Origin of the sequence: Aeromonas sp. 1805, assembly GCF_013085525.1 — a bacterium.
GTDB classification, from domain to species: domain Bacteria; phylum Pseudomonadota; class Gammaproteobacteria; order Enterobacterales; family Aeromonadaceae; genus Aeromonas; species Aeromonas hydrophila.
This window is the reverse complement of record NZ_CP038515.1, coordinates 1,442,644-1,455,000: the sequence shown is the minus strand read 5'-3', so window position 1 is coordinate 1,455,000 and position 12,357 is coordinate 1,442,644. Positions and strand designations below refer to the sequence as shown.

The window sequence follows — 12,357 nt, the reverse complement described above, 5'->3', positions numbered from 1 at the left end:
CTGCCCGGTGCCGGAAGGTTAATTGATGGGGTTAGCGCAAGCGAAGCTCTTGATCGAAGCCCCGGTAAACGGCGGCCGTAACTATAACGGTCCTAAGGTAGCGAAATTCCTTGTCGGGTAAGTTCCGACCTGCACGAATGGTGTAACCATGGCCATGCTGTCTCCACCCGAGACTCAGTGAAATCGAATTCGCCGTGAAGATGCGGTGTACCCGCGGCTAGACGGAAAGACCCCGTGAACCTTTACTACAGCTTGGCACTGAACATTGAACCTACATGTGTAGGATAGGTGGGAGGCTTTGAAGGCGTGACGCCAGTTGCGCTGGAGCCGTCCTTGAAATACCACCCTTGTATGTTTGATGTTCTAACGCAGGCCCATGAATCTGGGTCGCGGACAGTGCCTGGTGGGTAGTTTGACTGGGGCGGTCTCCTCCCAAAGAGTAACGGAGGAGCACGAAGGTTGGCTAATCCTGGTCGGACATCAGGAGGTTAGTGCAATGGCATAAGCCAGCTTAACTGCGAGACGGACAGGTCGAGCAGGTACGAAAGTAGGTCATAGTGATCCGGTGGTTCTGAATGGAAGGGCCATCGCTCAACGGATAAAAGGTACTCCGGGGATAACAGGCTGATACCGCCCAAGAGTTCATATCGACGGCGGTGTTTGGCACCTCGATGTCGGCTCATCACATCCTGGGGCTGAAGTCGGTCCCAAGGGTATGGCTGTTCGCCATTTAAAGTGGTACGCGAGCTGGGTTCAGAACGTCGTGAGACAGTTCGGTCCCTATCTGCCGTGGGCGTTGGATGATTGAAGGGAGTTGCTCCTAGTACGAGAGGACCGGAGTGAACGAACCTCTGGTGTTCGGGTTGTCACGCCAGTGGCACTGCCCGGTAGCTAAGTTCGGAATCGATAACCGCTGAAAGCATCTAAGCGGGAAGCGAGCCCTGAGATGAGTCATCCCTGACCCCTTGAGGGTCCTAAAGGGCCGTTGGAGACCACAACGTTGATAGGTGGGGTGTGTAAGCGCGGCGACGTGTTGAGCTAACCCATACTAATTACCCGTGAGGCTTAACCATACAACACCCAAGAAGTGTTCTAAGGCTTGTAGCAGATACCGAGAACGAACAACAAAATCAGCTTTCTTAGATTGAAGAATTTGCCTGGCGGCCATAGCGCCGTGGAACCACCTGAACCCATGCCGAACTCAGAAGTGAAACGCGGTAGCGCCGATGGTAGTGTGGCATTCGCCATGCGAGAGTAGGACACTGCCAGGCACCCAATTAAACGGTGATGTGAAAACACGTAGCCGGCTGCGAGGATGACACCTCAATGAAGCGGCAGACAATTTAGCAAAAAGCTAACCAGACAGCGGAGCGGTAGTTCAGTCGGTTAGAATACCGGCCTGTCACGCCGGGGGTCGCGGGTTCGAGTCCCGTCCGCTCCGCCACTACTTAAGAAGCCCAGTCGAAAGACTGGGCTTTTTTTCGTTTCCGACACAGCACTCCTTTTCCCTCACCTCAACACCGCCATCATCCGATCATCGCCCCTGAGAGAGGTTGCCGCTATAATGGCCGCCCTCAAGCAAGGTGGTGGTATGAAAGCAGAGTATCTACAGCGATTCGGGGGCATAGCCCGTCTTTATGGTCAGAGTGCGCTACGCTCCTTCAGCCAGGCGAAAGTCTGTGTGGTCGGGATCGGTGGCGTCGGCTCCTGGGCTGCCGAGGCGCTGGCCCGCGCCGGTATCAACCAGATCACCCTGATCGACATGGACGATATCTGCATCACCAACACCAATCGCCAGATCCACGCCATGCAGGGGACGATTGGTCGTCTCAAGACCGAAGTAATGGCCGAGCGCATTCGCGCCATCAATCCGGATTGCGAAGTGATCGAGGTGGATGATTTCGTCACCGCCGACAACCTGGCCGAGCATATCAAGCGGGAGTTTGACTATGTGGTGGATGCCATCGACTCGGTCAAGGCCAAGGTGGCACTGATTGCCTTCTGCAAGCGCAACAAGATCCCGGTGATCGTGGCCGGCGGTGCTGGCGGGCAGATGGACCCGACCCAGATCACGGTGGCCGACCTGGCCAAGACGATCCAGGATCCGTTGGCCGCCAAGGTACGCTCCGACCTGCGGCGGCTGCACAACTTCAGCAAGAATCCGGCGCGCAAGTTCGGGGTGGAGTGTGTCTTCTCAACTGAGCAGCTGAGTTATCCGGATGGCAATGGCGGCACCTGTCAGGCCAAGGCGGCCAGCGATGGCACCATGAAGATGGATTGCGCCTCCGGTTTTGGCGCCGTGACGCCGGTGACGGCCACCTTTGGCTTGGTCGCGGCCTCCCGGGTATTGAAAAAGATTGCCGAGCGGGGCGCCCGCGCCGAGAAAGAGGCCGGGAATGAAGAAACAGGGTCGATTGGCGAAGCCTAATCGACCACTGGGCAAGGCGGGTTAGACTGCCGCCTGCTCTCGGATTGCCAACACGATAGCTCTGAGCCCGTTGCCCCGCGACGGGCTCAAGTGTTTCTCAAGCCCCAGTTCGCTGAAATAGCCCTCCATGTCGAAGGAGTGGATCGCCGCTGCAGGTTGGTGGTTGAGTGCCGCCAGCACGATGACGATAAGGCCCCGCACGATGCGGGCATCGGAATCACAGGCAAAGTGCCAGTTACCATCCTCACCTTTCTCCCCCTTCAGCCAGGCCTGGCTCTCACACCCCTTGAGGCGAAATGCCTCCTGCTGCCATTCGCCGGGCAGGGCAGGCAGTTGTTTGCCGAGCTGGATGATGAGCCGGTATTGGTTCTCCCAACCGTTTGCTGCCGCAAACTGCTGACGAATGCTATTTGCGTCGGGCTCAACGCCTATCCGGGTATAGGTTGCGAGGCTGTTCATTGGATTGTCTGCCTTAGAAGAAGTCACTGAGTTTGTGCAGGGCGGCCAGCAGGGCGTCGACATCGTCCCGATTGTTGTAGCAGGCCAGGGAGGCACGCATCGTGCCGCCGATACCGAGCGATTCCATCAGCGGCATGGCGCAGTGATGGCCGACCCGCAGCGCGATCCCCTGCATGTCGAGCAGGGTGGCGGCGTCCTGCGGGTGGATATCCTCCAGCAGGAAGGAGACGGCGCCGGCGCGCTGGCGAGGTTCGCCGACCAGGCGCAGCCCCGGCACCTGTTGCAGTCCGGCAACCAGATAGTCGGTCAGCGCCGCTTCATGGCTGGCCAATGAATCCTTGTCCTGCTCCATCACAAAGTCGATGGCAGCGGCGAGACCGATGGCACCGGCGATATGGGGGGTGCCGGCTTCAAACTTGAAGGGCAGGGAGTTGAAGGTGGTACCGGCGAAGCTGACTCTGTCGATCATCTCTCCCCCCGCTTGCCAGGGCGGCATCCGCTCCAGCAGCTCGGTGCGGCCCCACAGCACGCCGATCCCGGTCGGGCCATAGAGCTTGTGACCGGAGAAGGCGTAGAAGTCGCAGTCGATGGCTTGTACATCCACCTCGAGATGGGCCACCGCCTGAGCGCCGTCGATCAGGGTCAGGGCCCCGACCGCCTTGGCCGCAGCCACTATCTCTTTGACCGGATTGACGGTGCCAAGGGCATTGGAAACGTGGGCCACGCTCACCAGCTGGGTGCGTGGCCCCAGCATGGCGTGATAGGCTGCCAGATCGAGATCGCCCCGCTCATCGAGGGGGATGATCCGGATCACGGCGCCGGTACGCTGGGCAATCAGCTGCCAGGGGACGATGTTGGCGTGGTGCTCCAGGGTGCTGAGCACTATCTCGTCTCCCGTCTTGAGCTCGCTCATACCCCAGCTCTGGGCCACCAGATTGATCGCCTCAGTAGTGCCACGGGTCCAGATCACCTCGCGACTGTGAGGTGCATTGATAAAGCGGGCAACCGTCTCGCGGGCGGCCTCGAAGGCACGGGTGGCGCGGCCGCTCAGGGTATGGGCGGCGCGGTGCACGTTGGCGTTGTCGGCCCGATAGTAGTGCGCAATGGCGTCCAGCACAGCCTGGGGTTTCTGGGTGGTGGCGGCGTTATCCAGATAGATCAGAGGGTGGCCGTTGACCTCTTGCGCCAAGGCCGGAAACTGGCTGCGCAGCCGGGCGTGCTGTTGCTGGTTCATGCTCCCCTCATATCATCTGGAAAAGTCGGCCATGATCCGGAAAATGGCGGTCAAACACAAGGCGCAGTGACGGGATATTGCCTGCGGTTTCGGCTGCCTGCGGGATCTCTGTTACAATGCCGCCCCTCATCATAAGCCAAGAGATCCGGCCCATGAAGCTCAACCCCAATCAGAACGAAGCGGTCAAGTTTGTCTCCGGCCCTTGCCTGGTGCTGGCGGGTGCCGGATCGGGCAAGACCCGCGTCATCACCAACAAGATTGCCTATCTGGTACAGCAGTGCGGCTACAGCGCGCGCAACATCGCCGCCGTCACCTTCACCAACAAGGCCGCGCGGGAGATGAAGGAGCGGGTCGGCCAGACCCTGGGTCGCAAGGAGGCACGGGGGCTGATGGTCTCCACCTTCCACACCCTGGGACTCGAGATCATCCGCCGCGAGCACAAGAGCCTGAACCTCAAGGCCAATTTTTCCCTGTTTGACGATACCGATCAGCTGGCGCTGCTGAAAGAGCTGACCGAGGCGGAGCTCGATAACGACAAGGACAAGCTCTCGGCCCTTATCAGCCAGATCTCCAACTGGAAGAATGACCTCATCCTGCCAGCTCGCGCCATGCGCATCGCCCGCGGCCCGGAGGAAGTGTTGCTGGCTCAGCTCTATGAGCGCTATCACCGCCAGATGGTGGCCTACAACGCGCTGGATTTCGACGATCTCATCGTGATGCCGACCCTGTTGCTCAAGAGCAACGAGGAGGTACGCACCCGCTGGCAGAACAAGATCCGTTATCTGCTGGTCGACGAATATCAGGACACCAACACCAGCCAGTACGAGCTGGTGAAGCAGATTGTCGGCGAGCGGGCCCGTTTTACCGTGGTGGGAGACGATGACCAGTCCATTTACTCCTGGCGCGGTGCCAAGCCGCAGAACCTGGTGTTGCTGAACGAGGATTTTCCCAGCCTCAAACTCATCAAGCTGGAGCAGAACTACCGTTCTAAGAAGCGCATCCTCAAGTGCGCCAACATCCTGATCGCCAACAACCCCCACGTCTATGACAAGGCGCTCTTCTCCGAACTGGACGAAGGGGTGAAGCTCAAGGTGCTGTTTGCCAAGAATGAGGAGCACGAGGCGGAGCGTATCGCCGCCGAGCTGATGGGCCACAAGTTCATGAACCGCACCCGGTTCAAGGATTACGCCATCCTCTATCGGGGTAACCATCAGTCGCGCATCTTCGAGAAGGCGCTGATGACCAACCGCATTCCCTACCGTATCTCCGGCGGCACTTCCTTTTTCTCTCGCACCGAGATCAAGGACATCATGGCCTACCTCAAGCTGCTGGTTAACCCGGACGAGGACACTGCCTTCCTGCGTGTGGTCAACCTGCCGCGCCGCGAGATAGGTCCCACTACCCTCGAAAAACTGGGCCAGTATGCCAACCAGCGCGGCAAGAGCCTGTTTGCCGCCAGCTTCGAGCTGGGGCTGGAACAACACCTCTCCGGGCGCGGTCTATCCGCCTTGCAGGCCTTCACCAACTGGCTGGTACGGCTCGGCGATCAGGCGCTGCGTGGCAATCCGGTGGAGGCGGTGCGGGACATGATCAAGGAGATCCACTACGAGGAGTGGCTCTACGAGACCTCTCCCAGCCCGAAGGCGGCAGAGATGCGGATGCAGAACGTCTCCACCCTTTACCGCTGGATCACCGAGATGCTGGAGGGGGATGAGCTGGAGGAAGCGATGACGCTGGCTCAGGTGGTTACCCGGCTCACCCTGCGTGACATGATGGAGCGCAACGAGGGCGAGGACGAGGCCGACCAGGTGCAGCTGATGACCCTGCACGCCTCCAAGGGGCTGGAGTTTCCCTATGTCTACATGGTGGGCATGGAGGAGGGCTTGCTGCCGCACCAGACCAGTATTGACGAAGACAACGTGGAGGAGGAGCGGCGCCTCGCCTATGTGGGCATCACCCGGGCTCAGACCGAACTGACTTTTACCCTCTGCAAGGAGCGGCGCCAGTACGGCGAATCGGTGCGGCCGGAGCCGAGTCGCTTCCTGCTGGAGTTGCCGCAGGACGATCTGGAGTGGGAAAACCAGAAGAAGGTGACGGCCGAGGAGCGCCAGCAGAAGGGGCAGGTCGGGGTCGCCAACCTGAGAGCGCTGTTCAAGAAGGATTGAGTGGCGGTTAGCCGCGCTCGTTCTTGGTCTGGGTGAGCAGGGGTGTGATATCGGCACCGGGCATGGGCGGCGAGATATAGCGCCCCTGGCCCATCAGACAGCCGAGATCGATCAGTTTCTGCAGTTGTTGCTGGTTTTCGATGCCTTCCACCACCAGGGTGAAGTCCAGATCCTGGCAGATGTCGCGCATGGCACGGATGAGGGCGAGATCCTTCGGTGACTGCAGCATGCGATGGGTGAAGCTGTCATCTACCTTGATGTAGTCCACCGGAAAGTGGAACAGGGCGTTGAGGGACGAAAACCCGGTCCCAAAGTCATCCAGACTGATCTGGATACCCTTGGCTCTCAGTTCGTGCAAAGAGGTGAGGGCATCGGAGTCCTGCCGTGACAGTTCCCGTTCGTTGAACTCGAAGATCAGATAGCCGGGGGCTATCCCCTCGGATTCGATGATTTCAACCAACTTCATGATCTGCTCATGACTGACCAGATGCTTGCCGGACAAGTTGATGGCCACCTTGAACTTGCTCTGGCCTGACAGCGGTAGCCACTCCTTCAATTGTTGGCAGGTGTGGCTCAGGATCTGGTAGTCCAGCTCTTGAATGAGACCACACTGCTCCGCCAGCGGGATAAAGTCGAACGCATCCTTGAGCACTCCCTCTTCGGTGATCCAGCGGGCCATCACCTCCAGCCCGGTCAGCCGGCTGTCCTTGAGCCGGATCACCGGCTGGAAATAGGGGACGATGCGTCCTTCACGCAGCGCTCTTGCCAGCATCTCCTCCGGCGAGGCCCAGGTCTGGACTGAACACTCTTCCGAATAGCTGACGATGCGACTGCGGCCGTTCCGTTTGGCCTGATACATGGCCAAGTCGGCCTGATGGAGCAGCTGGCTGATGTCGGAAGTCTGTTCCGATACGCTGGCCACCCCCAGACTGACCGTGATGCCCAGCTCGTTGCCCATCAGTCGAAAAGGGTAGGAGAGGCGGCTGATGATGCGGTTGAGAACCGGGCTGATATCCTCCTCGGTCTTGCTGTTGTCCAGATAGATGACGAATTCATCCCCACCCAGCCTGGCCACCATGTCGTTTTGCCGAATGCAGGTCTGCAGGCGGCGGCTCATCTCCTTGAGCAGCTGGTCACCGGCGCTGTGGCCCAGGGTGTCGTTGACCTGCTTGAAGTGGTCCACATCGATGAAGATCAGCGAAAAGCCGGGCGACTTGTAGCGGTGAAAATGGGTCATGGCATGGTTGAGGTGATTCATCAGCAGGGCCCGGTTGGGCAGCTGGGTCAGCGGATCGTGCAGGGCGTCGAACTGCAGCCGGCGTTCCAGCTCCTGATGCTGCTTGAGCTGCTTTTGCAGTCGGAGGTTGGTCTGACGCAACTGCTGCAGGCGCTGGTTGATGGAATCTTCCGAGTTGATGTCGTGCAGCTGCTGGCGGATCCGCCTCAGCTCCAGCAGCAGGGTGAGCTGGCTGCGCAGGAAGTCGAGAAACAGCCGATCATCGGTTTCCAGCGGGTGCTGCAGGCTGATGAGAAAGTGGGCGAAGTACTGCTGCTGCAGGCGCAGCGGTTGGCTGTACCAGTAGAGCTGCTCCTTGTGCTGCTCCATGTTGTTGGTGCTGTGGCACAACCCGGTGATGAACTCGTCGCTGTGGGGGGGCTGCTCCGGATAGATCTTCTCGAGCCGGTGGCTGTCGATGCGCACCAGCAGCATGTCCTGAATGGCCAGCATCTGGCGCAGTACCGCCTCGAGCTGGGAGAACAGCGCCTGACTGGGCAAGGTGTTGGCCAGCCGGATGATGCGGTTGATGCTCTCGATCTTCTTCTGCCAGTCAGGGTCTTTGCGGATCAGCGGTGAGGCCAGCTCCGACAGCTGGGAGCCTGCCTGGGTCTCGTTCAACCGCTTGGCCAGGCACTCCAGCAACAGGCGCAGGGTTGGTAGCTCCTTGGGCTGGCAGCAGGCCAGCAGCCACTGGACCTGACCATGCTCGACCGGCAGCGAGCACCAGCCATCGGCTTCATCGAGCTGGGTCAGTTGATCTGTGATGCGCGACTCCTCCAGCCCCAGCTGCAACTTGAAGCTGTCGGATATCTGGTATTCGCATACCCACTGCAGGCCGGCTTCCGACAAGCCGAGCATGCCGAAATGCTGCAGCGGGCAGAGCTGGTTCAGCTGCTGGATCAGGGTGTCGTAATCTTTGGAAGTGGCGGCGGAGGGGGCGGGGAAATCCATAATAGCGGAGACCAACGCCAGCAAGGGAGTCGAGTAATGGGGTGCTATTGGTTGCGCTGACATGAGTAACTCCCGGTTTGCCTACCCTACAAAGAGTAGCCGGAAGTCATCAGATTGAAAGGGCCGCAAATGCGGCCCTTTCAAACACTTAGAGCTTGTCGATCATGTAGTGAATGGCGTTTTCGATCTCTTCATCGCTACAGGTGGCGCAAGTTCCTCGTGGCGGCATCACACCGGTCTTGCCTGCAAAGCCGGCAATGGCGTGTTTCTTAAGCGTTTCAATGCCTTGGGCGATACGTGGTTCCCAGGCGGCCTTGTCGCCACGCTTGGGTGCACCGGCGATGCCGGCATCGTGGCAGGCGAAGCAGGCGCCCTTGAACACGGCTTCGCCATCGCGCGGACCAGATGCCGCTGCCGCCGCAGGGGCTGCGCCTGCGGTCGCAATCCCTTCCAGATCCTTGGCGGTATAGACTTGACCGACAGGCTTGATCCGCTCGGCGATTGCCTCCGGTGACATATCATCGGCAGCAAGCACCACGCCGGACAAACTGGCGGCCGTCATCCCGACCGCCAGCAAATAGCTCAGTTTTTTCAACACGCTCATGTACTCCCAGCAGGCTTTTATTATCCCTAGAAAACGACTGGATTATAACCGAATAGTTACAGCCATTTAAACGCTTGTGTGTGAAGTGTTAAGCACTCTGCGTGCAAAGTTTCTTCGTCAGATCACAAACTGGCGAGACCGGCCTGAAAAAAAGAAACCCGGTTTTCACCGGGTTTCATCTCACGGGCGGGCCGAAAGGCTTATTTGTCCCAGCTGAGGATCACCTTGCCGGACTGGCCTGAGCGCATGGCATCGAACCCTTGCTGGAAGTCGTCGATGTGGAAGCGGTGGGTGATGATGGGGGAGAGATCCAGCCCGGACTGGATCAGGCTGGCCATCTTGTACCAGGTCTCGAACATCTCACGGCCATAGATCCCTTTGATAAACAGTCCCTTGAAGATCACCTTGCCCCAGTCGATGGCCATGGTGGCGGGGGGGATGCCGAGCATGGCGATTTTGCCGCCATGGTTCATCTTGTCGATCATGTCCTGGAAGGCGCTGGGCACGCCGGACATCTCCAGCCCCACGTCGAACCCTTCGGTCATGCCGAGTTCACTCATCACGTCGCTGAGCTGCTCCTTGGCTACGTTGACGGCGCGAGTGGCACCCATCTTGCGGGCCAGCTCGAGCCGGTATTCGTTGACGTCGGTGATCACCACGTGGCGGGCTCCCACGTGGCGGCAGACGGCGGCGGCCATGATGCCGATGGGGCCGGCGCCGGTGATCAGCACGTCTTCACCGACCAGGTCGAAGGAGAGGGCGGTGTGCACCGCGTTGCCGAACGGATCGAAGATGGCGGCCAGTTCATCGGGGACGTTGTCCGGCAGCTTGAAGGCGTTAAAGGCCGGGATCACCAGATACTCGGCGAAGGCGCCGGGGCGGTTGACGCCGACGCCTATGGTGTTGCGGCACAGGTGGGTACGGCCGGCACGGCAGTTGCGGCAGTGGCCACAGGTGATGTGGCCCTCACCGGATACCCGGTCTCCGACCGCGAAGCCGCGCACTTCCTGACCGATGGCGACCACTTCCCCGACGTATTCGTGGCCGACCACCATGGGTACCGGGATGGTCTTCTGTGACCATTCGTCCCAGTTGTAGATATGGATGTCGGTGCCACAGATGGCGGTCTTGCGGATCTTGATCAGCAGGTCGTTGTGGCCGAGCTCGGGGGCCGGTACGTCTGTCATCCAGATGCCGACTTCTTTGTGCAGTTTGGAGAGCGCTTTCATGGTTGTTCCTTCACGATGAATGCAGAAAGAAGGGGCGCCAGGCCCCTTGATTCAAATCAGATGATGTCGAGTTCGCGGCCGATGCGAATGAAGGCATCGATGGCCTTGTCCAGTTGCTCACGGGTGTGGGCGGCGGACATCTGGGTACGGATGCGGGCCTGGCCCTTGGGCACGACCGGGAAGGAGAAGCCCACCACGTAGATACCGGCGGCCAGCATGCGGCTTGCCATCTCGGCGGCCAGTTTGGCGTCACCCAGCATCACCGGAATGATGGCGTGATCAGCCCCGGCCAGGGTGAAGCCGGCGGCGCTCATCCGCTCGCGGAAGTATTGGCTGTTCTCCTTGAGGCTGGAGCGCAGCGCATGCCCATCGGCCAGCATGTCGATCACCTTGATGGTGGCGGCGACGATGGAGGGGGCCAGCGAGTTGGAGAAGAGATAGGGGCGGGAGCGCTGGCGCAACCAGTCGATCACCTCCTTCTTGCCGGAGGTGTAGCCACCGGAGGCGCCGCCGAGCGCCTTGCCCAGGGTGCCGGTAATGATGTCGATCCTGTCCATCACGCCACAGTATTCGTGGGTGCCGCGGCCGTTCTCGCCGATGAAGCCGACGGCGTGGGAGTCGTCCACCATCACCAGGGCGTCGTACTTGTCGGCCAGATCGCAGATGGATTTGAGGTCGGCAATGACGCCGTCCATGGAGAAGACGCCGTCGGTGGCGATCAGCTTGAAGCGGGCGCCGTCGGCGTCAGCCTGCTTGAGCTGGGCTTCCAGCTCGGCCATGTCGTTGTTGGCATAGCGATAACGCTTGGCCTTACACAGCCGTACCCCGTCGATGATGGAGGCGTGGTTGAGGGCATCGGAGATGATGGCGTCTTCGGCACCGAACAGGGTTTCGAACAGACCGCCATTGGCATCGAAGCAGGAGGAGTAGAGGATGGTGTCTTCGGTGCCGAGGAAACCCGACAGTTTCTGCTCCAGCTCCTTGTGCTGATCCTGGGTGCCGCAGATGAAACGGACCGAGGCCATGCCGAAGCCGTGGCTGTCCAGCCCCTGGTGAGCCGCTGCGATCAGGTCCGGGTGGTTGGCCAGCCCCAGATAGTTGTTGGCACAGAAGTTCAGCACCTGCTCGCCGCCCACCGCAATCCGGGCCTGCTGGGCCGAGGTGATGACGCGCTCCTGCTTGTACAACCCTTCAGCCTGCACTTGCTCAAGCTGCTCGGTCAGGTGACGATAGAATCCGTTAGACATCCTCGATCCTTATTGGCTATTTCAGCTGATTATCAACAATGGGCAGTATTTTACTGCAATCTGTTGCGGTGAATTCAAATGATTGTGCTGATATTCAACAATTGTGAAACAGATCTCACCCGGCTGGTTGGGCCAGTTGACGATAGTGCTGTTCCAGCTGGCGGATCTGGTCGGCTACCTGGGGCTGCACATAGGGGCGCAGCAGGAACAGCACCCGCAAGACGCCCTGATAGAGCAACGGCTTGGTGATGCGGGTGCTGGGGGCCTGGGCAATCTGGAACGGGATCCAGCAGGTGACCACCATCTTGATGGTCTGGCCCAGATCCGGCAGATCCTCGTCGCTGACATTTATGATGCCGCCCTCGCGCAGGCTTCTGAGCAGGGCCACCACGGCGGCACGCAACTGCTCCTGGGCCTTGAGGTATTTTTGCTGCAGCGGCTCATCGCGGCTCAGGATGTCCGGCAGATTGGCGTAGAAGAAGCGGAACTGCCACATCAGATAGAAGATGGCGTCCAGATAGCCCATCAGGTTTTCCAGCTTGATCTCGTCGCTGCGCGCCGGTGTGAAGCTCTCGCTCAGGTGGCGGGCGTACTGGTCGAAGATGGAGTGGATGATGTCTTCTTTATTGCGGAAGTGGTAATAGAGGTTGCCCGGGCTGATGCCCAGATGGGCGGCAATGTGGTTGGTGGTGATGTTGCGCTCACCCTGATCGTTGAACAGCTCGGTGGCGCTGTGAATGATCCTGTCTCTGGTTTTCATC

At 59.7% G+C, this 12,357-nt stretch carries 9 protein-coding genes, 1 tRNA gene and 2 rRNA genes (1 of these 12 only partly in view); 5 read left to right on the top strand and 7 right to left on the bottom strand.

Features of this window, described 5'->3' with window-relative positions; all coding sequences use genetic code 11:
• The 4 genes from E5E96_RS06925 to tcdA all read left to right on the top strand — a co-directional run.
• Positions 1-1,073: ribosomal RNA gene (locus E5E96_RS06925) — 23S ribosomal RNA — on the top strand; it begins 1,816 nt to the left of the window's first position.
• A gap of 83 nt (positions 1,074-1,156) precedes the next feature.
• A 5S ribosomal RNA gene (gene rrf / locus E5E96_RS06920) occupies positions 1,157-1,271 on the top strand.
• A gap of 96 nt (positions 1,272-1,367) precedes the next feature.
• Positions 1,368-1,444 (top strand) — tRNA-Asp (locus E5E96_RS06915).
• A 147-nt stretch (positions 1,445-1,591) separates the two neighbouring features.
• Positions 1,592-2,428, top strand: coding sequence for a tRNA cyclic N6-threonylcarbamoyladenosine(37) synthase TcdA (tcdA, locus tag E5E96_RS06910; RefSeq protein ID WP_171281810.1), 837 nt, complete (start codon positions 1,592-1,594; stop codon positions 2,426-2,428).
• A 21-nt stretch (positions 2,429-2,449) separates the two neighbouring features.
• On the opposite strand, the gene E5E96_RS06905 is transcribed toward tcdA, so the two are convergent.
• Together E5E96_RS06905 and E5E96_RS06900 are read right to left on the bottom strand one after the other, a co-directional pair.
• Positions 2,450-2,887, bottom strand: coding sequence for a SufE family protein (locus tag E5E96_RS06905; protein ID WP_171281809.1), 438 nt, complete (start codon positions 2,885-2,887; stop codon positions 2,450-2,452).
• Between the two features lie 13 nt (positions 2,888-2,900).
• Positions 2,901-4,121 (bottom strand): aminotransferase class V-fold PLP-dependent enzyme, encoded by a 1,221-nt coding sequence (locus E5E96_RS06900; RefSeq protein WP_171281808.1) that lies wholly within the window; start codon positions 4,119-4,121, stop codon positions 2,901-2,903.
• 152 nt (positions 4,122-4,273) lie between these two features.
• Here E5E96_RS06900 and rep point away from each other — a divergent pair, with 152 nt between their 5' ends.
• Positions 4,274-6,286 carry a DNA helicase Rep gene (gene rep, locus E5E96_RS06895; RefSeq protein ID WP_077096273.1) on the top strand — a complete coding sequence of 671 codons (2,013 nt, stop codon included), beginning with the start codon at positions 4,274-4,276 and terminating at the stop codon, positions 6,284-6,286.
• Between the two features lie 7 nt (positions 6,287-6,293).
• Here rep and E5E96_RS06890 read toward each other — a convergent pair whose 3' ends face one another.
• The 5 genes from E5E96_RS06890 to E5E96_RS06870 all read right to left on the bottom strand — a co-directional run bounded on the left by E5E96_RS06890 (position 6,294) and on the right by E5E96_RS06870 (position 12,356).
• Positions 6,294-8,579 (bottom strand): bifunctional diguanylate cyclase/phosphodiesterase, encoded by a 2,286-nt coding sequence (locus tag E5E96_RS06890; protein ID WP_041216899.1) that lies wholly within the window; start codon positions 8,577-8,579, stop codon positions 6,294-6,296.
• Positions 8,580-8,664: 85 nt separating this feature from the next.
• The gene (locus E5E96_RS06885; protein WP_024945508.1) at positions 8,665-9,120 is read right to left on the bottom strand and encodes a cytochrome c5 family protein; all 456 of its coding nucleotides are present in this window, start codon (positions 9,118-9,120) and stop codon (positions 8,665-8,667) included.
• A 200-nt stretch (positions 9,121-9,320) separates the two neighbouring features.
• Entirely contained in the window at positions 9,321-10,349 is a 1,029-nt protein-coding gene (gene tdh / locus E5E96_RS06880; protein ID WP_016352377.1) for an L-threonine 3-dehydrogenase, read from the bottom strand.
• A 56-nt stretch (positions 10,350-10,405) separates the two neighbouring features.
• On the bottom strand, positions 10,406-11,596 hold the full coding sequence (locus E5E96_RS06875; RefSeq protein WP_171281807.1) for a glycine C-acetyltransferase: 1,191 nt from the start codon (positions 11,594-11,596) through the stop codon (positions 10,406-10,408).
• Between the two features lie 115 nt (positions 11,597-11,711).
• Positions 11,712-12,356, bottom strand: a complete 645-nt coding sequence (locus E5E96_RS06870; protein WP_073352202.1) for a TetR/AcrR family transcriptional regulator — start codon at positions 12,354-12,356, stop codon at positions 11,712-11,714.
• Position 12,357: the final 1 nt, after the last annotated feature.

What these genes read in the sequence shown, in the direction of transcription:
- E5E96_RS06875 (WP_171281807.1), bottom strand. Translation starts at nt 11,596, where the DNA reads ATGTCTAACGGATTCTATCGTCACCTGACCGAGCAGCTTGAGCAAGTG.
- E5E96_RS06890 (WP_041216899.1), bottom strand. Translation starts at nt 8,579, where the DNA reads ATGTCAGCGCAACCAATAGCACCCCATTACTCGACTCCCTTGCTGGCG.
- E5E96_RS06900 (WP_171281808.1), bottom strand. Translation starts at nt 4,121, where the DNA reads ATGAACCAGCAACAGCACGCCCGGCTGCGCAGCCAGTTTCCGGCCTTG.
- tcdA (WP_171281810.1), top strand. Translation starts at nt 1,592, where the DNA reads ATGAAAGCAGAGTATCTACAGCGATTCGGGGGCATAGCCCGTCTTTAT.
- E5E96_RS06905 (WP_171281809.1), bottom strand. Translation starts at nt 2,887, where the DNA reads ATGAACAGCCTCGCAACCTATACCCGGATAGGCGTTGAGCCCGACGCA.
- rep (WP_077096273.1), top strand. Translation starts at nt 4,274, where the DNA reads ATGAAGCTCAACCCCAATCAGAACGAAGCGGTCAAGTTTGTCTCCGGC.
- tdh (WP_016352377.1), bottom strand. Translation starts at nt 10,349, where the DNA reads ATGAAAGCGCTCTCCAAACTGCACAAAGAAGTCGGCATCTGGATGACA.
- E5E96_RS06870 (WP_073352202.1), bottom strand. Translation starts at nt 12,356, where the DNA reads ATGAAAACCAGAGACAGGATCATTCACAGCGCCACCGAGCTGTTCAAC.
- E5E96_RS06885 (WP_024945508.1), bottom strand. Translation starts at nt 9,120, where the DNA reads ATGAGCGTGTTGAAAAAACTGAGCTATTTGCTGGCGGTCGGGATGACG.